The sequence below is a fragment of the Streptomyces sp. NPDC040405 genome (genome assembly GCF_055595765.1).
Genome location: NZ_JBVIVI010000002.1, coordinates 620,971 through 641,743 on the forward strand (window position 1 = coordinate 620,971; position 20,773 = coordinate 641,743).

Genomic DNA, 20,773 nt, shown 5'->3' on the forward strand with positions numbered 1-20,773 from the left:
CTCTTGATGCACCGCCGAACGGCCTCCGCGGCCGCGCTCGCCATGGCCTCGCTCCTGACACCGGCCCTGGCCTCCTGCGGCTCTCCGCAGTCCGCGGCCGACCGCGAGACGAGATACACGCAGGTCATCGAGGACGAGACGCCGCGCGCCCGGGACGTCATCGACGCCGCCGGAGCCCCGTACGAGGCGCTGCGCAGCGATGACGGTTCCGTACTCTGCCGCTACAACGTCACCTCCGTGGAAGACGACGAGGGCCCCGCCGCCAACGCCTGGCGGCTGTACGGGCCGGACGGCGACATCGTCGCCGAACACGCGGAACACATGGACATGGTGGAGGGCACGGACGAAGACCCGGGCCCCTTCTACGCGGTGCCGGACGGCTTCGTCTTCCTGCCCTCCGTCAAGGACGGGTTCTTCCTCGACGTACGGGGTGAACGGCACCCTGTGCGGTCGTCGAAGAAGCCCCTCACCTTCGGGCGCGGTGATGTGCTGCTGGGCGGCGGTAAAGACAGGCTGCTGCGGACCTCGACCCACACCGTGGCGCCCGCGGCGGGTGTGCCCGCGACCCGGGACCTCACCTTCACCGACCTCGACGAGCGGGGCATCGCCTGGGGAGTCCGGCAGCCGGAAGGTTCCGAGCCGTACCGGGTGACGCGCCGGGAGGACGGCGGTCCCCAGCGGTCCCGGGATCTCCCGGACCGGCTCCTGGGGGAGGACATCGACGCTCACGGCGGCACCGCCGCGGTCCCCCTGGAGAAGCCCATCGGCCGGGACGACACCCTTTTCACCGGGCTCTTCGTGACGACGGACGACGGCAAGAGCTGGCGGACAGTGCGGAATTCGGACCGACTGCCGCTGAACGAGTTCAAGCCCGGCCTCAGCGAGATCGAGGTGACGGTGCTCGATGACGGCCGCGTACTCGTCGAGGGCGACGACGCGACCCCGCTGGTCGCCGATACCCCCGCCAACCGCTCCTTCCACAAGCTCACCGAGCCCGCCGACCTCACCTCGGTCTTCGCGAGGGGGAACACCCTCTACGGCATCGCCGATTCCGACATCCCCAGCTACGAACACATCGACGGCGAGGGCCTGTGGCGGTCAACTGACGGCGGGCACAGCTGGTCCCGCTTCCCCGGCAAGGAAGAGTCCGGCAAGGGAGAGTGAGGCACCTCGCACCCTTCACCGGCCCCAGATCTGGCGGTACGCCTGCCGGTAGCCCTCGGAGTCCCAGGACAGGGCGCCGCCGCTGTTGGCGGCGGTGGTGATGTGGACGGGGGCGACGTATCCGCTGGCGGGGCTGCCCGCGAACGCGCGGTTGAACTCGTCGACGATCTGCCAGCCCTGTTCGGAGAGCGGCTCGGGCACGGTGGCGGCCTGGTACCGCTTGGTGTTGATGCGCTCGAAGGCCGACGGGTCTCCGTCACCGGCGCCGATGGTGTACGGGGCGCCCGCGCCGTCCTTGCCCGCGGCGCGCAGGGCGGGGGCGGTGTGCTGGAAGTACAGGTCGTTGATGGCGGCGGAGTGGGTCCACTTGTCGCCGAAGCGGGAGAGCAGCGAGCGGACGGCCCCGATGGCGCGGCGGTTGACGTCGGGTATCGGGATGTTCTGGTAGCTCAGCAGCTTGACGTCGGAGCAGGTGGCCAGCTCCTTCTTGATCAGATCCGACTTGCGCTTCGCGAACGGCACCGTGGCGTCGGTGAACAGCACGACTCCCGCGTGGCCCTCCGACCGGGCGATCATCCAGTCGGCGCTGATCTTCGCGACGTCCTCGACCTTGGAGGTGATGTTGGTGAAGAGTTCCGGCTTCTCGCTGGGCCCTGGGGCGGGGGCGGCGTGCCAGCCGATCAGCTCAATGCCCGCGGCCCTGGCCTTCTCGGCCTCGTCCGCGACGGTCGCGGGGTCGAAGCCGCCGATGACGATGCCGTCCGGCTTGAGGTCGATGGCCTCCTTGAACGCGGACCGGATGCCGCTCGGCGTGCCCTGGCCGTTGATGGTGCGGGCCTTCCAGCCGAGGAGCTTGGCGGACTCCTGGACGCCCTGGGCGACTCCGGCGGGCCCGGGGTTGGTGATGGTGTGGGGGATGAAGACGATGCTCTTCCCGTGCCGGGCCTTCGGTCCGGTCGTGGGGCCCTTCCACGGGGTGTCCACGTCCTCGGCCTTCGCGACCGCCTGCTTGGCCTTGGCGAGGGTGGCGGGGCAGCCGGGCTTGGCGGGGCGCGGTTTCGTGGCGGCGGTGCCGGATCCGGGTTCGCAGCCGGTGGTGGCCACGGCCAGGAGCGCGGCGGCTGTCAGGACCGACTTGCGGGTGGCGTGCACGGGTCTCCTCGCGGGGGCACAGACGGTTCGGGCCGGGGGTGGGAGCAGACAGGTTACGGGGGGCGTTGCCCCGCGGGGCAGCCCCTGGGGGCGATCGAGAAAGCTACGGGCCAGTGGCCTAAACCTGACAACCATGAAGCTTCGGTAACCGTTGCCGATGGATGTCTTGCATGCGTAGGCGCACACGGTAATGTTCACGGCCGGTTGGACGTGTGGCGTAATTTAGTCGCTCGCATGGGCGCGAACGTCGTCGGCGTCACGCTCCCCGGTCGTCGGCGGTCGGCAACAACGACACCTCGGTCACCGCTCAGGAGCACATCGAAGGAGGCCCGGGTGTCTGTGGACACAGAGGACCCGCCACGCGAACCGGATCCGTCCGGGCGCGCCCCGCGGGAGCCCCGGTTCCGCCGGAAGGCAGACGCCCGGAAAGCCGATTCCCTGCTGCGAGCTGACGCCCTCCTCGACCGGTGGCCGTTCCGGCGGAAGCTCAACGTCCTGGTGGTCGTGCCCCTCGTGGTCGTCGGCGTGCTGCTGGGCGTCGTCGCGTACGGCCAGGTGCAGCAGGCCCGGGACGCCGACCGGACCGCGCAACTGGTGCGCGACAGCGAGCAGGTCACCCAGCTGATCAACGACATCCAGGCCGAGCACCGGCAGGCGCTGCTGCTGGCGGTGGAGCAGGAGTCGGCCCGGCCCGGCGCGAGCCTGCCGTCGACCGTCGACTACCGCCGGATGCAACGGGCTACCGACGAGCAGACGACCGCCGTGCGTTCCGCGTTCGGCGCGGGACTGGCGAAGGACGAGGGCCGGGCCCTCGACTACGTCCACAGCCTCGGCGTACTGCGGGACAAGGTCGAGCGGGGCTCGGTGCCCGCCGCCGGTATCGACCCCGCGTACGCCAACGCGGTCGGCTACCTGATCGACGGCATCGGGCTCGACCGCCTCTCCGGCTCCACGTCGTCCTCCGTGATCGAGCTGCTGGACACCGTGCTGCGCGCCGACGCCGCCCACGCGGCCTTCGAGAGCGGGGTGTTCTCGGCCCAGACCCAGGACGCCAACGCCCTCACCGAGTACACCCGCGCGGCCGGTGCCCACCGGGTCTACCAGGAGCAGACGGAACGATTCGGCCGCATCGCCGACCCGGACCAGGTCCTGCGCCTGCAAGGCATCGAGCGCAGCGCCGAGGAGAACGGCTTCGACGCCAAGTTCGCGGAGCTGCAGATCGACCCGGCCTCCCTCCAGGGCCAGTCACCGCAAGCGCTGCGCAAGGCCATCGCCGCGGGCGCCCGGCAGGCCGGGGACCGCCTCGACATCACCCGCGCGCTGACCGACCAGATCGCCGACCGGGCCGACAGCCTCTCCCAGGACGCCCTGAACAAGGCGGTGGCCCTGCTCGGCCTCGCCATCCTCGGCTTCGCCGCCTGGCTCGGCTTCTCCTTCCTGGTCCGGCGGTCGGTCGTACGCCCCCTGGCGGCCCTGACCGGCGCCGCCCACCAGGTCGTCGAGGTGGCGGGCGAGGAACTGGCCCGCGTCGAGGACGACGAGTCGCCCGACAGCACCCCGCTGCGGCCCCGGCCCATCCCCGTCCCGGTGCGCGACGAGATCGGCGACCTGGCCGAGGCGTTCAACCAGGTCCAGGTCACCGCCGCGGCGCTGCTGGAACGGCAGGTGATCAGCCGCCGCAACGTCGGCGAGATGTTCGGCAACGTCGGACGCCGGGTCAGCAACCTCACCACCCGCCAGCTCACGCTGATCGACGCCGTCGAACGCGAGGAGACCGCCCCCGACGTGCTGGAGCGGCTCTACCGCATCGACCACATCGCCGTACGCCTCCAGCGCAACGCCGACAGCCTGATGCTGCTCGCCGGAATCCGGGAAGCCGAGCTGGACGCCCAGCCGACCACCCTCGCCAACGTCATACGGGCGAGCCTCGGCCGCATCGAGGGGTTCCAGCGGGTCTCCCTGCGCTCCGAGACCGAGGTCACCGTCGCGCCCGACATCATCGGCGACCTGACGCTGATGGTCGCCGAACTGCTGGAGAACGCGGTCGCGTTCTCCCCGTCCGACACCCCCGTCGAGGTCGTCGTCCGGCCCGGCACCGACATCACCGCGGACGGCGGCGCGCTGATCGAGGTCATCGACCACGGCCTCGGCATGGGCGCGGAACGCCTCGAAGAGGAGAACGCCCGGCTCATCCGCCGCGAACGGCTCGACCTCGTCCCCACCAAGGTGCTCGGCCTGTTCGTCGTCGGAAGCCTCGCCCGGCGCTGGGGCATCCGGGTCGCCCTGAGCCGTACGCCCGGCGGCGGTGTGACCGCCACCGTGTGGATCCCCGACACGCTCCTGATGGCGGTGAACGCGAGGGACGCCGCCGCGCCGTCCCCGGTGGTCACGGAGCTGGCCCGGACGCCGGGTTCGTCGTCGGCGTCGCCCGGAGGCGAGTCCGGCGGTGCCGCCGATTCCGTACCCCCTGCCGCGCCTGACTCGCCCGCCCGTGCCACGCCGCTGCCCGTACGGACGCCCGCCACCACGCCCGAGTGGAGCCAGGCGGAACCCGCGCGGCCCGGCGGCCTCCCGCGGCGCATCCCGAACCGCAAGGGCGCGGAGGGCGCGCCGCGGGAGACGACGGCGGAGTCGCTTGCCGAGACCCCGGCCGATGCGCCCGCCGATGCGTCCGTCGAGCAGAAACAATCCGCTGAGCAGGAACCATTCACCACTCAGCACCCGTCCCCCACCGGGGAGAAGCCGTCCGGCGCGTCCACCTCCCGCCCGCTGCGACGGCGGGTCCGGGGCGCGACGCTCGACAAGACCACGCCACCGGCCGACCGGGGCATCGCGGCCGTCCGCGCGCCCGCCGACGCCGACGCGGTCCGGTCGGAACTCGACGAGTTCGAGGCCGCCGTACGCAGGGCACAGCAGGACAGTGCCGCCACCCCGACCGAACCCACGCCATTGCCGCATCAGCAACCCCGGAAGGAGTCGGGCAGTGACCACGCCGACAGGTAAGAGCAGTCCCGCTGGGCAGGAACCCACCGACCTGCGAGCGGCCGCGGCCGACTTCACCTGGCTGCTCGACCGGTTCGCCACCCACACCGCCGGTGTCGTCGACGCCATCGCCGTGTCGTCCGACGGTCTGCTGATCGCCGTATCCGAGCTGCGCGAACAGGCCGACTCCGAGCGGCTCGCCGCGATCGTCTCCGGCGTCACGAGCCTCGCCGCCGGAGCCTCCGGCAACTACGGCCTCGGCGGTCTCAACAAGGTCATCATCGACCTGGAGGGCGGCCACGTACTGGTGTCGGCCATCGGCTGCGGCGCCGTCCTCGGTGTGGTGACGACGAAGGAGGCGAAGCTCGGCAACATCGCCTACGAGATGACCCTCTTCGCCAACCGGGCCGGAGCCGCGCTCACCCCGCAGCTCGTACTGGAGCTGAAGAAGAGCGCCGGCGCTCCGTTCATCTGACGTATGCGGTCATGCAGAAGGGGGCGCGATGGCCACCGGTGAACCAGGTTCGCACGAGACGGCGGACCGCGCTGCCGTGCCGGGCGGGGATACCGACCCGCCGGAGCCGGTCGGCCGCGCCTCCGCGATCCGGCCGTTCCTGCTCACCGCGGGCCGGGTGGCGGGCGGTGGCGGAACCGCGCCCCCGCTCCCGGTCGAGGCCCAGGTCGTGGCGACGGCGGACGGGCTCTCCGCCCTGCGGGCGCTCACCTTCGAACGCCACGACCTCGTCGCCGCCTGCCGACGCCCGCAGTCGGTGGCGGAACTGGCCGCCCGGCTCCGGCTCCACCTCAACGTGGTGCGGGTCCTGGCGGAGGACCTGTGCACCGCCGGACACCTGGCGATCCACGTGCCGGACGCCAGGACAGTCCAGGACATCTCCGTACTGCGAAGGGTTATCGATGGTCTCCGTGCCGTCCCCGACTCACGGGGCACACTCCGCGACAGCAGCTGAAGCCGAAAAACCGCCGCTGCCGGTCAAGCTGGTCATCGCGGGTGGCTTCGGAGTGGGCAAGACCACGGCCGTGGGCGCCATCTCCGAGATCCGCCCGCTGACCACGGAGGCCGCCATCACGGAGGTCGCGGCGGGCGTGGACGACCTCACTCACACCCCCGGCAAGACCACCACCACGGTCGCCATGGACTTCGGCGTCATCACCATCGACCCGACCCTCAAGCTCTACCTGTTCGGCACGCCGGGCCAGGACCGGTTCGGCTTCATGTGGGACGACGTGGTCGAAGGCGCCCTCGGCGGCCTCGTCATCGTGGACACCCGCCGCCTGGACGACTGCTACGCGGCCGTCGACTACTTCGAGCACAAGGACATCCCCTTCGCCGTCGCCGTCAACGCCTTCGACGGCGAGGTCGAGCACGACCTCGACGAGGTGCGGTGGGCGCTCGACGTCTCCGAGCACGTCCCGCTCACCGTCTTCGACGCCCGCGACACGGGATCGGTCCGCGACGCACTGCTGGTCGTCCTCGAAGTGGCCCTGACCCGAGCCAAGTCCGCCGAACCGGCCTGATCCGTCCAGCCGGAAAATCCCTGCTGGTGGCCGAGGAACGCCGCTAGGGTCCAGTGCCATGCGACTGACCGTTCTCGGCGGCTGCGGGGCCTGGCCCACCGCGGACCAGGCATGCAGCGGCTACCTCGTGGAGTACGCGGGATTCCGCCTGCTGATCGACCCCGGCTACGCCACGCTGCCGCGCCTGCTCCGGCACAGCACCGTCGACGCGGTCGACGCCGTGCTGATCAGTCACGGCCACCCCGACCACTGCGCCGACCTCAACCCCCTGTTACGCGCCCGCGGGCTGAGCGACGACCCGCCGCCGCCCCTGCCCGTCCATGCCCCGCACGGTGCGGTCGACGCCGTGCTCGCGCTCGACAAGCCGACCATGCTCGCCGGGGCGTACCGCCTCCACGAGTTCACGCCCGGCGACCGGTTCGACATAGGCCCCTACACCGCCGACACCTGGCTGCTGCCGCACTTCGTCCCCAACGCGGGCATCCGGCTCGCCACTCCCGGCGCCGTACTCGCCTACACCGGTGACACCGGTCCCAGCCCGGACATCCCGCGCCTCGCCCAGGGCGCCGATCTGTTCCTGTCGGAGGCCACGTACGTCCACCAGGTGCCGACCGGCGACGCCCCGTACCTGCTGACCGCGCGCCTGGCCGGTCAATACGCCCACCAGGCAGGCGCCGCCCGCCTCATGCTCACCCACCTCTGGCCGGGGACGAACCCCGAAGCCGCGCAGACCGCGGCGGCGGAGATGTACGAACCGTCCATCGCCATCGCCACCCCCGGCCTCATCACTCGCCTGTGAACGCGCCCCTGTCCACGCCGAGCGCGCCGAGCACATGGTCGAGGAGTTCCCCGGAGGCGAACTCCGAGACCCAGAGCGCGAACCGCCGGGCGTACTCGTCCAGCCCTTCTCCTTCCCCGTCATCCGCCACGAGCCCGAAGTTCTGCTCCAGCCAGGCCAGATACCGCTCCCGCGCGGGGGCGACACGATCACGGTCCTCGGGATCGTCCGCCTCGGCGGCGAGCACCTGGAAGAGCTCGCGCAGATTCCGGGCCTCGACCCAGAGATCGCCCTCGTCCCCGAAGCCGATGACGGGCAGATCGGCGAGGTCGGCCCGGTCGTCACAGCGCCACAGGGCGTAGTACGAGCCGGAGGCCGTCGCGTAGGCGAAGGGGATGAGCCGGTCCAGATACGCGTCGGGTGCGTCACCGCAGAACCAGTCCAGATCGTCGTTGTACTTAAACAACTCGAATCCGGGCGCGAAGAACCGCCCTCCGAGGCTGTCCTCGAACTCCTTGAGCAGGTTCAGCTCGGGGATGGGGGAGTACGCGTCGCTCATGAGCACAGACCCTAACCGCAGCCTCCGACACCGCCCCGGGTAGGGTGCGAGCGAGGGTGTCGAGGGAATAAGTGGGTCCGATGCGGTTCAGGTCATGGAGCAAAAAGGCCCGCCTCATCTCCGGGGTGTGCGTCGCGGCGGGGATCGCGGCCGCGGTCGCCTCGTATTTCCTCTTCTTTTCGAAGGAATCCGTGGAACCCGGCCCCTTTGCCGATAACCCGAAGTGCTCGGACGTCATTTCCCGCGCACCCGAAACCGTTCTGTCGAAGCACCGCGACGACGTCTCCGGCAAGGGCGTCGCCTCCTGGGGCGACGGCTCGGTGGTCCTGCGCTGCGGCGTCACACCGCTGCGGCCGACGACCAACATGTGCGTGGACGTCAACGACGTCGACTGGGTGCTCGACGAGAAGCGGGCGCAGAAGGACGGCGTGAACGCCCTGGCGACGTACGGCCGCGACCCCGCCGTCGAGGTGACCGTCAAGGGCGACGGATCCAAGGCCGGAGACGCCCTGGTCGACGTGAACCGGGCGGTCCGAAGCATCCCCCAGAAGTCCAAATGCCTCGCCTTGGGCGACACGCTCTGAGCAGATTCAGCGACTGACGAGAAGGCCGTCCACCAAGGCGCGGAGCCCGTCCAGGTAGGTGTCTTCGGCGGTCAAAGCCGCCCAGTCGTCCGCGACCTGCGCCAGGCGGGGAAGCCCGTCCGGATCGAGGTCGGCGAAGACCCGCTCCCGGTAGGTCGCGCGGTCGGCGTCGTCGGCGCCGGCACGCCGCCGGGCCGCTGTCGCGCGGACCACGATCTCTCCGGCGGTGTAGTACCAGATCGCGCGGTAGCCGTGCACGGCCCGCTCGGGGGTCAGGCCGCATTCGGCCAGGCCGTCGACGATCTGCTCCACGAACCACAGCGCGGACGCGGACATCAGGTCGTCGGCGGTCAGCACCTCCACGATCCAGGGGCAGGCGGCGAGCGCCTCGTGGATCGCGGTGGCGGCGACGATGACCCGTTCGCGCGGTTGGGCGGGGGGTTGGTGGCGGCTCAGCGTCCGCGCGGCGTGGTCGTCGAGCAGCAGGAGGAGCAGTTCTTCCTTGTTGCGGACATGGTGGTAGAGCGCCATCGGCGTGCTGCCGATCTCCGTGGCGAGCCGCCGCATGGTCAGCCGGTCCACGCCGTCCTCGTCCACGATCCTGCGGGCTGTCGCGACGACCTCCTCGCGTGAGATACGGGGTGGTCGGCCACGGGTCTTGCGCGGTGCGGACGGCTGCGGCATGGCCCCATCATCCCCCAGGTGTCGACAACGGCGATCCGCTCCCGCTATTTTTCTTACACGTACGAAAATTCATCCCGATCGGAAGGACACCGTCATGACGACGGCCACCACCCCCATCGACCTGTTCGCCTCAGCGCTGCGGTTCCACCCCGACGGCGGTGTCCGGGCCGCCGAGCGGCAGATGACGGGCAGCGACTCCGACGGCGCGTGGCAGGTCGCCACCTTCCACGTCGAGACCGACGCCGACGTCCACGCCGACCACTGGGAGATGCACCCGGAGGCCGACGAGGCGGTGTGCTGCCTGACGGGCGGGGTCCGCCTCGCCTTCCGCCCCACCGCGCCCGGCGGCCCCGAGGACGTGGTCCGGTTGGCGGCGGGCACCGCCGTGGTCGTGCCCCGCGGGCGCTGGCACCGCCTGGAACTCGACGCCCCGAGTGACCTGATGTCGATCACCCTGCGCCAGGGCACCCGCCTGGAGAAGCGCGCCTGATCCTGCCGGTCACACCGCGGAGTCCAGGCGTTCGCGCTGCTCCGCGGTCAGCTCCAGTGACGACCCCGCGACCGCCTCGTCCAGCTGCTCGGCCGTGCTGACGCCGACGATCGGCGTGGCGGCCGGGGTGCCTCCGGTCAGCCACGCCAGCACCACCCGGTTGCGGTTGGTGCCGGTCTCCGCGGCGATCTCGTCGAGCGCGGCGAGGCGGCGGGCGGTGCCGGGGTGGTCGTACTCCGCCGGAAGCGGCCGGTCCGGGCGGGTGTAGCGGCCGTTCAGCAGCGGGGTGTACGCCCACAGGGCGATGTCCGGGTGGTGCTCCAGGTAGTGCAGCACCTCGTCGCTCACCACGCCGAACCGGTGCCGTACGAGGGGCTCGGCCACGGGGCGCGGCTGGAGATACGTGTGGTGCTGCTGCACCGCCGTGAAGCCCGCGACGTCGTGCGCCCGCGCGATCTGCCGGGCCCGTTCCAGCTGCCAGACGGGGTAGTTGGAGCAGCCGAGGCGGCCGACTGTCCCCGCGGAGACCAGTTCGCCGAAGGCGCCGACCGTCTCCTCCAGCGGGGTGGCCGCGTCCGGCTTGTGCGCCCAGTACAGCTCGACGTGGTCCGTACCGAGGCGCCGGAGACTGCCCTCGATCCCGTGCTTGATCACCCCGGCCGAGAGGCCCTCGGCCGTCTCCGGGAAGCGCCCGGCCTCGGTCGGCTCGCAGCCCACCTTGGTGCTGATCTTCACGCGGTCGCGGACCCCCGGGCGGCTCGCCAGCCAGCGCCCGAGCAGCGTCTCGCTCTGCCCGCCGAAGCCGGTCGGGTCCGACCAGAACGCGTAGCAGTTGGCGGTGTCGATCCAGACGCCTCCGGCGTCCACGAAACGGTCCAGGATCTCGAACGACCGGCGCTCGTCCTGAACCGTGCCGAACAGCATGGCGCCCAGCGCCAGATTGGTCATCATGCCGATCACGCTAGGCGGATTCGGATCGGCGCTACGCTCCAATCTTGTGGCGGATTCCCAGACCAATTTCGCGTGGGCGACGCTGCTGGAGCTCGCCGCTCCGGACCCCGGCCGACGCCTGCACGACCGCCTCGCCCGCGCGCTGCGCACCGCGATACGGGACGGCAGGCTGACGGAGGGCGCCGCCGTGCCGCCGAGCCGGGCGCTCGCCGAGGAACTGGGCTGCTCCCGCTGGGTGGTGACGGAGGCGTACGGGCAGCTCATCGCGGAGGGCTACCTCGCCGCCCGGGTGGGTTCCGCCACCCGCGTCTCCTGGTCGCCGGACACCGCGCCGCCGCGGCCCCGCGCGCGGTCCGTACCGGCGGCGCCACCGGTCCGGTACGACCTCGCGCCCGGCCTGCCCGACCTGCGGGCGTTCCCGCGCCGCCGCTGGGCGGAGGCCGTCCGGGCGGTCACCGGCTCGGCCGTCCACTACGACCTCGGGCTGCCCGACCCCGCCGGGCACCCGGTGCTGCGGACGACCGTCGCGCAGTACCTGCGGCGCTCGCGCGGCGCGGACGCGCACGCCGCGGCCGTATCCGTATGCGCGGGGGTCACCGACGGCCTGGTCCGCACCTGCCGGGCGCTGCGCGCCGAGGGGATCGCCGACCTGGCCGTGGAACACCCGGGCTGGGGGCGGCTGCGCGCCGCCGCGACCAGCGCCGGTCTGCGCGTACACCCGGTGCCCGTGGACCACGACGGCCTCCGCGTCGACGCCCTCGCCCGTACGCCCGCCCGGGCCGTCGTCGTCGGCCCGGCACACCAGTTCCCCACCGGCGCGGTGCTGTCCCCGGCCCGCCGGGCACGCCTGGTGCGCTGGGCCCGCGAGGTGGGTGGCTTCGTCATCGAGGACGACTACGACGCCGAGTTCCGCTACGACCACCACCCGGTCGCCGTCATGCAGGGGATGGACCCGAGCCGGGTCTTCCTCCTCGGCTCGGTCAGCAAGACGCTCTCCCCGGCCCTCGGCCTGGGCTGGCTGGTCGCGCCCGCCGCGATGACCCCGGCGCTCCGGGCGGCGAACCCCGTCGCCGCCGCGCCCCCGGTGCTGGACCAGCTCGCCCTCGCCGCCTTCATCGACCGCGGCTGGTACGACGCCCACCTCCGCGCGGCCCGCCGCCGGTTCCGTACCCGCCGCGACCTGCTGATCCGCATGCTGGGCACCCAGATGCCCCAGGCCCGCGTCACCGGCACCGCCGCCGGTCTGCACATCCTGCTCCACCTGCCGGACGACACCGACACCCCCGGCACGGTCCGCGCCGCGGCCACCGCCGGGCTGCGCTTGGCGGACCTGGCCGACTACCGCGTACACGATGCGGCCGACCGCGCGCTCGTCCTCGGCTACGGCAACATCAGCGATACGGAGATCCCCCCGGCCGTCGCGCTCCTGCGCGAAGCGCTGGCGGCGCGTACGCCTGGGGCCTGAGGCGGCGGCATGCGGATACGCCCGGCGGCGGCGCGGTGACCGAGCTGTGCTGGTGGCGATCACGTTCTGTGGCAGGTGGCTATGGTGGGCGACGCCAGGGAACCGTGTGATGCCAGGGCAGCGTCTGCCGGGGAGCGAGCTGCAAGGTGGCGACAGAGTTTTGGGGGCGGAGTGCAGCCGGACGCTGGACCAGGTGTCGGTCCCAGCCCGAGGGAGGCAGCCGCCTTCCTGCTGGACAAGATTCGTCAGGGCAACGGCTACGCCCGCGGCAAGAAAAGGCGGTTCGGTCGAAGTGCCTCCGTCACCAAGGTGGCGACGCTCGTACTGTCCGCTGCCTCCACCGTCATCCTGGGCTTGCAGAATCTCAACGCGTGGGCCGGTCTGGCCTTGGCGTGTGTGGCGCTGGTGACGTTGCTAGGAGCCGTCGAGCCGTTCTTCAATTGGCGCTCCCGGTGGGTTCTGATGGAGGAAGCGCAGTATCGGTTCCAGCGGCTTGCCGATGACCTCGAATACCTCATGGCGTCGACTGCCGCCGACGAACTCACCTTCGATCAGCTCGGCGAGATCTTCGGCCAGTATCAGACGATCTGGGATGACCTGAGCCGCACTTGGCTGGAGCATCGACGGGAACCCGCGCCGTCGACCCATGCCTAGAGTAGGTCTTGGCGACGCTGCACGCTGTTGACCGGAGCGGGGCCGGTGAACAGTGCCCTGCGCGATTGCGGTGCCCGCCTCGATGTAGGCCCGATCGACTCGAAGCCCCCCCGGGGACCGTCCACGACGAGCGATGCCCCCTGCCCACGGTGACTCCTCGAACGTCCGGTGATACCCCGACCTCAGTACCGCTCCCGCCCGCCGGGATAGCGAACCGGCCTCCGGCACTCGGGCGCGTCCGCTCGCGAGGGTTCCGGACCGAGGGCGAAGCAGAGGCCCGCGTGGAGCTGTTCCGACTCGTCCAGCGTCAGCATCAGCGGGGCGAGGGCTACGGGCTTACCCAGCCGGACGACCCGAAGCGTCAGCGCGAGCTGATTCCCCTCACGCCGTACGCGCAGCCCCACCGGAGCGGCCTCGACGCGCCACTCGGACTGAACACGACGCTCCGGGCTCATCCGCATGTCCCTTCCGCTTGAGCCGGTCGAGCGTCCTCATCGGCGAGGGGGAGCCGCTTGCCCCGGCTCTCCGCGACCCGGAGCGCGTCGTACAGCGCCTCGACCAGACGATTCGCGAGAAAGCGAAGTTCCCCGGCCTCCGCCCTGGGGTTGCCGAGCAGCGCGCGGGCATGGCCCAGGAGTTCAGCCCCCATGCGGAGTTGCACCGCTTCCATCTCGTCGGCGAGCCGCGACAGGTACCCCTTGCCGTCCTCACTGGGCACCAGGTAGCACGGCTTGCCGGACTCCCCACTCCACGGCAGCAGACGCGGTTGCGCGCTCACCGGACCACCACCATCCCGTGCGGAGCGCACACCAGCACCACCCGAGGGCGATTCTCTGGCAATGACCGCAGCAGCAACCACCCGGTGTGGTGGATATGGTTTGGCACGTTGACGCTCCTTCGCAGCGTTGACCACGCCCCCGGGCCGTTCGCGCGGTCGCGGGGGTCTTGCGTTTGCCAACTGTGCTGTGGAGTAACGGCACTGCCTTCCCGCCCCGGGCTATCCCCATCATGGGTAGGCTGACCGTCAGGAATGCGTGACAGACTGTCACCAGTAGGCGTAACGGGGCACACGATGACCGCTTACCAACCGCCGACGGCACTACCGCGCGAGGTTCTGAACCACCCGGAGATGCGTACCGCGATCGTGGCTCATGACTTCGGCGCGGTCTTCTCTCTTTCCCGAGACTTAGCCAAGATCAGCTATTCGAGGATCGCCGCCGAGTGTGACCTGAAGCCCGAACGGGTCGGCACCTTGGCACGCGGCCAGGGCCGTATCACTTCGTTCGACAAGATCGCGACGATTGCCGATGCCCTGCGCATCCCCGGACATCTGCTCGGCCTCGCTCCCCGTGACTGGGAAACGGCCGCCTCGGCACGCACGACATCCACGACCCGAGAGGGGAGCGAAACAGTGCGGCGCAGGGAATTCTTCCGAGCCTCAGCAGGGGCAGGGCTGGTCCTCGGCCTGCCCGAGTTGGCCCAGCTCAAAGCAGGCCGTCAGATTGGCCGCGATGTGCCGGACCAATTGCGACAGCGCACGGCGCGACTGCGGCGACTCGATGATGTCCTCGGGGGAGGCGACACCTACCGCGTCTACCTCGGCGAGTATCAGGCGACCAAGACGGCGCTCCGGGAGGGCAGCTACACCGAGGAGACCGGCCGCGCGCTTCTTTCGGTCCTCTCCGAGCAGGCGCAACAAGCCGGTTGGGCAGCATTCGACGCGGGCAAGCACGACGACGCCGCCAGCCTTTACGAGGACAGCCACCAAGCCGCCACCGAAGCCGGAGACACAGCCCTCGCCGGAAACGCGCTCGCCTTTCTCGCCTATCAGAGAGTCAGCCACGATCGCACCGTCGGCATAGATATCGCCGTCCAGTCATGCGGCACCGCGGGCCCCGACGCTCCACCCGGCGTACGCGCGCTGCTTTATGGGCGCCTCGCCTGGGCGTACGCAGCAGCCGGGGAGGCGGACGAGACCGAACGTGCTCTCAGCGCCGCTGAATCCGCGCTCAGCGAGGACGACGGAGCGCCACAGCCCGACTGGGCGGCGTGGGATGGCAATGGTCTGCAGATCATGGCGGGCCGATGCTGGACCGAACTGCGCCGCCCCCTCCGTGCCGTTCCCGTGCTGGAGGACTTTCTCTCCCGCTACGGCGACACCCACGCCCGCGACAAAAGCCTCTACCTGTCGTGGCTGGCGGATTCCTATCTGGCCGCCGGAGAAATCGAGGAGGCCGCATCCGTCACCAGTCGCGCACTGGAACTCTCGGCCGGAGTGGCCTCCGTGCGCCCACGCCAACGCCTCACGCCGATCGTCCAACAGCTCAGGTCCCACCAAGAGCTTCCGGCGGTGGCCGAAGTCCTGGAGAAGGCCAGGGCGTAGCTTTGCGCGGCCGGATGATCTGATGGAGGCACCGCCCTATGACTACCGGCCTCCAGCCAGGCAGTGCCGACCTCAATACCGCTCTCAGCCGTCGGGATAGCGAGCGCCGTCACCTTCCAGCTGGACTTGTCGGCATGCAGTGACCATCACTCGAGTAGCGCCCGCCGACGTGAACTCCGTCCCCCGCGCACCGGCAGACGCCATGCCCGCACCCACTCCCTCTGCTCGCGACGAACCGCGCACCGCTCAGACACGCGGCAGCGCGCAGCAGACATCGTCTGGACGGTACCCACGGCCAGACCACTGGCACGAGATGCCTCCGCTCTGATCTAAGTCGCACGCTGACATCACGATCGGCACCGCAAAGGGGCCGAGATCAGGGGAGAGCCAGGCCCCATGTCTGCAGGGCGTAGGGCCGCCCCTTCTCCTCCCCCTTGATCAGCGGCACATCGAGCAGGCTGAAGCCAGCCTTGGCGGCCACGGCGACGCTGGCGGCGTTCTCGGCCTCCAGCTCCAGAATCACGTGTTCCAGGCCGAGCTGCTCGAAGGCATACGCGGCCATCACCCGCACCGCCCGCGCGGCCAGCCCCTGGCCGCGGTGCGCCGGGCCGACCGCGTAGCCCAGCTCCGAGCCCTCGGGGGCACGCCGCAGCATCACCTCGCCCAGCGGTACGCGGCCGTCAACGGTGATGGCGAGCAGGATGGCCGTGCCCTCCGCCCGCAACTGCCGGGCCCGGTCCAGCCGTGCGCGGGCGGCCGCTTGGTCGAAGGGGGAGACGAGCGGCGTCCAGTACGCGATGTCGGGGTGGTCGAACAAGTCCGGCATCGCGGCGAGGTCCGCTTCCGTCCAGTCACGCAGGACGAGACCTTCCCCCGTGAGCTCGATCCGTTCGGGAAAGGCTGACGTGGCGCTGCTCATGGTGAGGGCCTCCCTGGTGCCTGGGCTCAGGCGTCCAGGCCGTGATACATGACGTGCAGCCCGACGGGCCCCAGCGCGGGATGCCGAAACGCACCTGGCACGGTGCCGATGGTGGCGAATCCGAGGCGCTCGTACAGCTTGAGAGCTGGCGTGTTCGAGTCCGCGACCGCGTTGAACTGCACACCGGCGAAGCCAGCGGTCGAGGCCCACTTGAGCAGATACTCGCCCAGCGCTCGACCGACCCCCTGGCCGCGCGCCTCGGACGCCACCATGAAGTTGCCACTGGCGATGTGAGAACCGGGACCGGGTCGGTTGGCGTACATGTTCGACGTGCCGAGCACGCGCCGGTCCTCTACGGCGACCACGACATGCCCCGGGGGCGGTACCACCCACATGTCGTGCGCCTGTGCCTCCGTCTGGAGGGGGTCGTAGCAGAAGGTGTCTCCCTTACGGACAATCTGCTCGACGATCGGCCAGACGTGCGGCCAGTCACGCTCTTCGAACGCCCGGATTTCCATCCGCCAGACGATAGCGACGACGTTCAGCCCTTTCGACCGATTTTCCTCGTGGCGCACTATTGGACCCGTCCGGTGCGACGCCCGGCTCAAGGCACGCCGGATCGGCTCGACGCTCCTCGTCCGGCGAAACCCCGAGCCGACCTCAGTCCCGCTCCCGCCCGCCGGGATGGCGAACCGGCCTCCGGCACTCGGGCGCGTCTGCTCGTGCGGGCTCCGGGCCGAGCGCGAAGCACAGGCCCGCGTGGAGCTGTTCCGACTCGTCCAGTGTCAGAAGCAGCGGGGCGAGGGCTAAGGGCTTCCCCGACCGGACGACCCGAAGCGTCAGCGCGATCTGGTTTCCCTGGCGGTGTACGCGCAGCCCCGCCGGAGCAGCCTCGATGCGCCACTCGGACTGAGCGCGATGGTCCGGATTCATCCGCATGCTCCCTTCGCCTGAGCCTGTCGGGCGTCCTCGTCCTCATCGAGGAGGGGCAGCCGACTGCCGCGGCTCTCCGCGACCCGGAGCGCGTCGTACAGCGCCTCGACCAGACGATTCGCGAGAAAGCGAAGTTCTCCGTCCTCCGCCCTGGGGTCGCCGAGCAGCGCACGGGCATGGCCCAGGAGTTCAGCACCCATGCGGAGCTGCACCGCTTCCATCTCGTCGGCGAGCCGCGACAGATACCCCTTGCCGTCCTCACTGGGCACCAGGTAACACGGCTTGCCGGACTCTCCGTTCCACGGCAGCAGACGCGGTTGCGTGCTCACCGGACCACCACCATCCCGTGCGGAGCGCACAGCAGCTCCACGCGAGGAAGCCGCGGCGTCGGGGCATCCACGATGCTCACTGGGGGATTTGTCCGGACCACGCGTCGGCGCCCCCCGACTTGGGAGCACTGACCGAAGCAGCCACCACACGGTGTGGTGGATATGGTTTCGCACGTTGACGCTCCTCGGCAGCGTTGACCACGCCCCCCGGGCCGTTCGCTTGGTCGCGGGGCTCTTGCGTTTGCCAACTGTGCTGCGGGTTAGCCGTGCTGCCTTCCCACCGCTGGCTATACCCCTCATAGGGAGACCGGTAGTGCCAGCACTAGCTCGGCTCGGGCCGGTTTCCGGCCGTTGCCGAAATCCGAGGTGGACACCAGCAGGTGAGGGTCAGTCGAACGTCAGCCAGGGCCGAGATTGGAGCCATCCGCCGTTCTCACTTCTTGACGATGCCGACGGAGCGTGCAGACGTCAGCCACAGCGGGAACTCCTGGAGCAATCGATCGTAGAGCTTGGCGTCGGAGAGGGCCTTCGGTGACGGCCCAGCGGCAAAGAAACCGGCGTTGTCGACAACACGCCGATTCGGCACCGGCAGATCGTCGAGCTTGTGCAGGAACCGGAATTCGTCGTTGCCGAACCCGATAAACTGCCAGAATATCGGCAGCTTCGCTGCCGTACACAGCACGTGCTCGGCAGCGGCCTTGGACGTGGGGGAACCGTCGGTCTGGAAGACGACGAATGCCGGTTCTTCGGCTCCGCATGACTGGTAGTGGTCAATGACGGCCTGCATGGCCACGTGGTAATTGGTGCGTCCCATGTGCCCCATGGAGTCGTGCAAGGGATTGATCCGGTCGCGGTACGCATCGAGACGTATCTCGGCGGTTCCGTCGATCTCCGTAGAGAAGAAGACGACCGGCACGACCCCGTCGTCGTCCAGATTGGCCGCGAGGGCGAGAGTCTGCTCTGCCAAGTGCTGTACGGAGCCGTCGCGGTAGTACGGGCGCATACTCCCGGATCGGTCCAGGACGAGGTACACGGCGGCGCGCTGCCCGCCGACCTGGTGCTTGGCCAAGGAGACCGCAGCCGTCTTGTAGAGGCTGACCAACCCCGGAGCCTGGGCAGTGACCTTCTCCAGGCTTATCCCCGGACTGGGGGTCTTGGGGCGCTTGCGGTAGTCGACTTTGGGATGTTTGCGATAATCGATGGTCATACCAGTTGATTGTCCATCAACCGGCTTGTTCGCGTCACCACTTCGGTCCTCGCTGTTCAGTGCCCAGTGGCGAGCGGCGGTCGCGGGCATCCCGCCTGGGTACACTCGGTGCGATCTGGTCAACGCTCAGTAAGATCATGGTGCACTGGGGGTGCTCCCTTGGCCGAGTCCGTCGCGCCCCATGCTCTGCCGGAACGACTGCTCGCCCGCGAGGATGTGCGCGCGGCGCTGCTGCGTCATGACTTCGGCGCGTTCTTCGCCCTCGCCCGAAAATGGTCGGGCATCAGCTACATGAGGATCGCCGACGCATGCGATATGAAGCCGGAGCGCGTTGGGAAGCTCGCGCGTGGCGAAGGCCGCGTGACGAGCGTGGAGAAGATGGAGCAGATCTCTGACGGGCTGCGTGTCCCGGGCGGGTTGATGCGCCTGGCTTCCCGCCCCTGGGAAGGCCGTGAGGCGCGACGAGTGCTCGACGCGACTCGGGTTGAGCATGCCCAGGCCGTACCGTGCTCGGAAGCATCTCCGGACCTGGCCGCGGTGAGGTCGTTTCGGGCCGCGGACCGGCAGCTGGGCGGCGGCCATCTGTACGCCTCAGTTCTCCACTACCTCCATCACAAGGTGGGCCCGCGAATCTTCGGTGGCGAGACCGGCCGTGACTCCGCTCGGACATTCCAAGCGGCCGCCGCGCTTACGGAGATGGCCGGATGGATGGCTCATGACACGGGGCATGACCAGCGGGCAAGCGACCATTTCACCAAGGCCCTCTCGCTGGCGAAGGCAGGAGAGGACTGGGCCTTGAACGCGAACATCATGGCCAGCATGAGTCATCTCGCCTTACAGACAGGGCATCCGGATAAGGCCGTTTCCATGGCGAGAGCGGGACGAGACCATGTAACCGGTGGGTCCTGCGTTCCCGCGCTGATCGCAAGACTTCATGCCATGGAGGCACGAGCGCTCGCTCAGCTAGGGGAAGGCGAGCGGGCCCGCCGCGCACTGGCTGTGGCACAGAAGGAGATCGCCAAGATGCCGGACACCCACCCCTCGTCTTGGCTCAGTTCGTTCGACGCGCCCGCATTGGCGAGTGAGACAGCGCTGTCCCTGCACGACGCTGGCCACTTGCCCGCCGCCGTGGAGGCGGCCGAAGAGGCGATCGCTCTCCGCTCCGGCGACCGCGCGAGAAGCCGCGTATTCAGTCAGATCACCTTGGCGCTGATCCGTACCAGGCAGGGCGAGCTGGAGGCCGCATGTGCGGTCGGCCGTGCGCTACTTGGCGATTGCGGAACGCTGGGATCGTTGCGGGTCACTCAGCAACTCAACCTCTTGGCGGGAGCCTTGGCCCGCCACCACGCGGAACCGATCGTGAAGGACTTCCTGGACTGTCTGGTAGCGACGAAGCGGCAACGGGCGCTCATCCTGGCCGGGCTCGGCGCCCCTCCCACTGAGGGAGGCAGTGCCACATGACTACCGACCCCCGGTCAGGCCCCGCAGAATGGGACGCCTACTTGGCGGAGGGGAATGCCAAGCAGGCACGCAAGCGCGTATCAGCCGACGTTCTCCTCCGCGACGCCGCCGGGCGCCTGTTGGTGGTCAAGCCGACGTACAAGGAAGCGTGGGATCTGCCCGGCGGGATGGCCGAGGCGAACGAGGCACCCTCCGACGCGGCGCGGCGCGAGCTGTCCGAGGAGTTGGGCCTCGCCGTCGAGCTGCGAGGACTTCTGTGTGTCGACTGGGTCCCGCCCCACGGCCCTTGGGACGACCAACTCGCGTTCGTGTTCGACGGGGGTACGCTCACGTCCGGCCAGGCCAGCGGGCTGTACCCGCACGATCACGAACTCTCGGCCTGTGAGTTCTTCCCGCCGGACGACGCCTTTCCCCTGCTCCCGCCCCGCACCCGCCGCCGGGCCGCCCAAGCCCTCCGGGCCCTGACCGAGCAGCGCCCCGCGTATCTGGAGAACGGTGAACGCTCCATTCCGTGATGGCGTTTGGCCTTGGGCGCGGCGTCG

At 70.0% G+C, this 20,773-nt stretch carries 24 protein-coding genes; 13 read left to right on the top strand and 11 right to left on the bottom strand.

Features of this window, described 5'->3' with window-relative positions; all coding sequences use genetic code 11:
• Positions 1–6: 6 nt before the first annotated feature.
• The gene (locus ACZ59A_RS10155) at positions 7–1,164 is read left to right on the top strand and encodes a beta propeller repeat protein (protein ID WP_470956027.1); all 1,158 of its coding nucleotides are present in this window, start codon (positions 7–9) and stop codon (positions 1,162–1,164) included.
• Positions 1,165–1,179: 15 nt separating this feature from the next.
• On the opposite strand, the gene ACZ59A_RS10160 is transcribed toward ACZ59A_RS10155, so the two are convergent.
• Positions 1,180–2,316 carry a substrate-binding domain-containing protein gene (locus tag ACZ59A_RS10160; protein ID WP_470956029.1) on the bottom strand — a complete coding sequence of 379 codons (1,137 nt, stop codon included), beginning with the start codon at positions 2,314–2,316 and terminating at the stop codon, positions 1,180–1,182.
• Between the two features lie 333 nt (positions 2,317–2,649).
• On the opposite strand from ACZ59A_RS10160, the gene ACZ59A_RS10165 reads away from it, so the two are divergent.
• The 5 genes from ACZ59A_RS10165 to ACZ59A_RS10185 are packed head-to-tail and all read left to right on the top strand — an operon-like array spanning position 2,650 to position 7,633.
• Positions 2,650–5,319 carry an ATP-binding protein gene (locus ACZ59A_RS10165; RefSeq protein WP_470956032.1) on the top strand — a complete coding sequence of 890 codons (2,670 nt, stop codon included), beginning with the start codon at positions 2,650–2,652 and terminating at the stop codon, positions 5,317–5,319.
• Positions 5,300–5,773, top strand: coding sequence for a roadblock/LC7 domain-containing protein (locus tag ACZ59A_RS10170; RefSeq protein ID WP_468055716.1), 474 nt, complete (start codon positions 5,300–5,302; stop codon positions 5,771–5,773). Before ACZ59A_RS10165 ends, ACZ59A_RS10170 begins: the two co-directional genes overlap by 20 nt.
• A 28-nt stretch (positions 5,774–5,801) precedes the next feature.
• Complete coding sequence (locus ACZ59A_RS10175) at positions 5,802–6,266, top strand: DUF742 domain-containing protein (RefSeq protein WP_470956035.1); 465 nt, start codon at positions 5,802–5,804, stop codon at positions 6,264–6,266.
• Positions 6,214–6,834: a GTP-binding protein gene (locus tag ACZ59A_RS10180; RefSeq protein WP_470956038.1), complete on the top strand. Its 621-nt coding sequence runs from the start codon at positions 6,214–6,216 to the stop codon at positions 6,832–6,834. Before ACZ59A_RS10175 ends, ACZ59A_RS10180 begins: the two co-directional genes overlap by 53 nt.
• Positions 6,835–6,892: 58 nt before the next feature.
• The gene (locus tag ACZ59A_RS10185) at positions 6,893–7,633 is read left to right on the top strand and encodes an MBL fold metallo-hydrolase (protein WP_470956041.1); all 741 of its coding nucleotides are present in this window, start codon (positions 6,893–6,895) and stop codon (positions 7,631–7,633) included.
• Here ACZ59A_RS10185 and ACZ59A_RS10190 read toward each other — a convergent pair.
• Entirely contained in the window at positions 7,620–8,171 is a 552-nt protein-coding gene (locus tag ACZ59A_RS10190; protein ID WP_470956044.1) for a hypothetical protein, read from the bottom strand. The two genes, ACZ59A_RS10185 and ACZ59A_RS10190, sit on opposite strands and share 14 nt — an antisense overlap.
• 80 nt (positions 8,172–8,251) lie before the next feature.
• On the opposite strand from ACZ59A_RS10190, the gene ACZ59A_RS10195 reads away from it, so the two are divergent.
• Positions 8,252–8,755 (top strand): DUF3515 family protein, encoded by a 504-nt coding sequence (locus ACZ59A_RS10195; protein ID WP_470956047.1) that lies wholly within the window; start codon positions 8,252–8,254, stop codon positions 8,753–8,755.
• A gap of 6 nt (positions 8,756–8,761) precedes the next feature.
• Here ACZ59A_RS10195 and ACZ59A_RS10200 read toward each other — a convergent pair whose 3' ends face one another.
• Positions 8,762–9,439 (bottom strand): TetR/AcrR family transcriptional regulator, encoded by a 678-nt coding sequence (locus ACZ59A_RS10200; RefSeq protein ID WP_470956049.1) that lies wholly within the window; start codon positions 9,437–9,439, stop codon positions 8,762–8,764.
• Between the two features lie 94 nt (positions 9,440–9,533).
• Here ACZ59A_RS10200 and ACZ59A_RS10205 point away from each other — a divergent pair, with 94 nt between their 5' ends.
• The gene (locus ACZ59A_RS10205) at positions 9,534–9,929 is read left to right on the top strand and encodes a cupin domain-containing protein (protein ID WP_470956052.1); all 396 of its coding nucleotides are present in this window, start codon (positions 9,534–9,536) and stop codon (positions 9,927–9,929) included.
• 9 nt (positions 9,930–9,938) lie between these two features.
• Here the strand turns inward: ACZ59A_RS10205 and ACZ59A_RS10210 are convergent, their stop codons facing one another.
• Positions 9,939–10,880, bottom strand: a complete 942-nt coding sequence (locus tag ACZ59A_RS10210; protein ID WP_470956055.1) for an aldo/keto reductase — start codon at positions 10,878–10,880, stop codon at positions 9,939–9,941.
• Between the two features lie 46 nt (positions 10,881–10,926).
• Between ACZ59A_RS10210 and pdxR the strand changes: the two genes are divergently transcribed.
• Together pdxR and ACZ59A_RS10220 are read left to right on the top strand one after the other, a co-directional pair.
• Positions 10,927–12,345, top strand: a complete 1,419-nt coding sequence (pdxR, locus tag ACZ59A_RS10215) for a MocR-like pyridoxine biosynthesis transcription factor PdxR (protein WP_470956058.1) — start codon at positions 10,927–10,929, stop codon at positions 12,343–12,345.
• Positions 12,346–12,516: 171 nt separating this feature from the next.
• Positions 12,517–12,999: a DUF4231 domain-containing protein gene (locus ACZ59A_RS10220; RefSeq protein WP_470956061.1), complete on the top strand. Its 483-nt coding sequence runs from the start codon at positions 12,517–12,519 to the stop codon at positions 12,997–12,999.
• Positions 13,000–13,181: 182 nt separating this feature from the next.
• Here ACZ59A_RS10220 and ACZ59A_RS10225 read toward each other — a convergent pair whose 3' ends face one another.
• Together ACZ59A_RS10225 and ACZ59A_RS10230 are read right to left on the bottom strand one after the other, a co-directional pair.
• The gene (locus ACZ59A_RS10225) at positions 13,182–13,454 is read right to left on the bottom strand and encodes a hypothetical protein (protein ID WP_470956064.1); all 273 of its coding nucleotides are present in this window, start codon (positions 13,452–13,454) and stop codon (positions 13,182–13,184) included.
• On the bottom strand, positions 13,451–13,777 hold the full coding sequence (locus tag ACZ59A_RS10230) for a hypothetical protein (RefSeq protein WP_470956067.1): 327 nt from the start codon (positions 13,775–13,777) through the stop codon (positions 13,451–13,453). Before ACZ59A_RS10230 ends, ACZ59A_RS10225 begins: the two co-directional genes overlap by 4 nt.
• Before the next feature lie 294 nt (positions 13,778–14,071).
• On the opposite strand from ACZ59A_RS10230, the gene ACZ59A_RS10235 reads away from it, so the two are divergent.
• On the top strand, positions 14,072–15,382 hold the full coding sequence (locus tag ACZ59A_RS10235) for an XRE family transcriptional regulator (RefSeq protein WP_470956069.1): 1,311 nt from the start codon (positions 14,072–14,074) through the stop codon (positions 15,380–15,382).
• A gap of 376 nt (positions 15,383–15,758) precedes the next feature.
• Here ACZ59A_RS10235 and ACZ59A_RS10240 read toward each other — a convergent pair whose 3' ends face one another.
• The 5 genes from ACZ59A_RS10240 to ACZ59A_RS10260 all read right to left on the bottom strand — a co-directional run bounded on the left by ACZ59A_RS10240 (position 15,759) and on the right by ACZ59A_RS10260 (position 18,770).
• Positions 15,759–16,301 (bottom strand): GNAT family N-acetyltransferase, encoded by a 543-nt coding sequence (locus tag ACZ59A_RS10240; RefSeq protein ID WP_470956072.1) that lies wholly within the window; start codon positions 16,299–16,301, stop codon positions 15,759–15,761.
• 26 nt (positions 16,302–16,327) lie between these two features.
• The gene (locus ACZ59A_RS10245) at positions 16,328–16,819 is read right to left on the bottom strand and encodes a GNAT family N-acetyltransferase (protein WP_470957853.1); all 492 of its coding nucleotides are present in this window, start codon (positions 16,817–16,819) and stop codon (positions 16,328–16,330) included.
• A 142-nt stretch (positions 16,820–16,961) separates the two neighbouring features.
• The gene (locus ACZ59A_RS10250) at positions 16,962–17,234 is read right to left on the bottom strand and encodes a hypothetical protein (protein ID WP_470956075.1); all 273 of its coding nucleotides are present in this window, start codon (positions 17,232–17,234) and stop codon (positions 16,962–16,964) included.
• Positions 17,231–17,563 (bottom strand): hypothetical protein, encoded by a 333-nt coding sequence (locus ACZ59A_RS10255; RefSeq protein ID WP_470956078.1) that lies wholly within the window; start codon positions 17,561–17,563, stop codon positions 17,231–17,233. The genes ACZ59A_RS10250 and ACZ59A_RS10255 overlap by 4 nt, the downstream gene beginning before the upstream one ends.
• Positions 17,564–17,996: 433 nt before the next feature.
• The gene (locus ACZ59A_RS10260; RefSeq protein WP_470956080.1) at positions 17,997–18,770 is read right to left on the bottom strand and encodes a vWA domain-containing protein; all 774 of its coding nucleotides are present in this window, start codon (positions 18,768–18,770) and stop codon (positions 17,997–17,999) included.
• Positions 18,771–18,929: 159 nt separating this feature from the next.
• On the opposite strand from ACZ59A_RS10260, the gene ACZ59A_RS10265 reads away from it, so the two are divergent.
• On the top strand, positions 18,930–20,231 hold the full coding sequence (locus tag ACZ59A_RS10265; protein ID WP_470956083.1) for an XRE family transcriptional regulator: 1,302 nt from the start codon (positions 18,930–18,932) through the stop codon (positions 20,229–20,231).
• The gene (locus ACZ59A_RS10270; RefSeq protein WP_470956086.1) at positions 20,228–20,746 is read left to right on the top strand and encodes an NUDIX domain-containing protein; all 519 of its coding nucleotides are present in this window, start codon (positions 20,228–20,230) and stop codon (positions 20,744–20,746) included. Before ACZ59A_RS10265 ends, ACZ59A_RS10270 begins: the two co-directional genes overlap by 4 nt.
• Positions 20,747–20,773 lie beyond the last annotated feature (27 nt).